Genomic DNA, 910 nt, shown 5'->3' with positions numbered 1-910 from the left:
GCGCGGGCGTCGATCGACTCGCAGGCGTTCGCTGCTTCCGGGCCGGTATGAATCGTGACGTCGTCGAAACGATCACCCAGACGCTCGGCCAAATCCGACTGGACCGCCGCATCCAGCGACTGCCCAGGTGTGGAGAGAACTCGGCGAACAGGGTCGGGAACGGCTATTTCTCCAGACCGGTCATCATCCAGGTGAGTGTATCTGTTTCGGTGNGGAGACTGCGCTTGCCGCGTTCGGAACGCAGCCATCTTCTCAGAATCACCCATTATCTCGACTGGCATCCCTTCGTCGGCCCACTGTTCGACTGTCTCACGACCTTCGGCGGTTACTACCTGTTCGAGCGTTCGCCTGAGAGAGGCTGTGGGTACAGAGTGGCCGAGTACCGCTTCGCAGTCGTCCGCTGAGAGCCAGATTCGATCGGGTATCTCTGCACCAGACCGGCTACGCCGAGCAGCAGATGACTGTGAGTCAGTTGTAGTGCGGGTGGCGTTGCGGTTGGATCGACGAGCCGTCTTCGACGACTTCGACGATGTAGACGGTGATGACCGAGATGATGAATTACCTGAATCGGAGCTGGATTTCCGAGGGCGGCGAAATCCCATCTATTACGAACATATAAAGGAGGAAATTATATATNACCTGAATCGGAGCTGGATTTCCGAGGGCGGCGAAATCCCATCTATTACGAACATATAAAGGAGGAAATTATATATCTTACCATTGGAAAGGCAAGTGAAGATATAGAGTTTCTCAGATTCATTCATCAATATTTCCAGCTTCGTTGCTTACATTCTACCACATAGAAATGGCGAAGCGTCGACACAACAAAAGGTGGCCGAGTTTCTGGTATATTCTGGAGGTTTATATACGAAGCCGCGTAATTCCTGAGTAGTGACAGCACGCGCGGGAC

Annotated in this window: 1 protein-coding gene; it reads right to left on the bottom strand. The window is 53.3% G+C overall.

Features of this window, described 5'->3' with window-relative positions; translation table 11 throughout:
* A partial coding sequence (locus tag C482_RS20825) for an eCIS core domain-containing protein (RefSeq protein WP_449406379.1) occupies nt 1–248 on the bottom strand: 248 nt, incomplete at its 3' end.
* Between the last annotated feature and the right edge of the window lie 662 nt (nt 249–910).

Source organism: Natrialba chahannaoensis JCM 10990 (assembly GCF_000337135.1).
Lineage (GTDB): Archaea > Halobacteriota > Halobacteria > Halobacteriales > Natrialbaceae > Natrialba > Natrialba chahannaoensis.
Note: the sequence above shows the minus strand (reverse complement) of the source record. Positions and strands in the feature narration are given on the sequence as shown.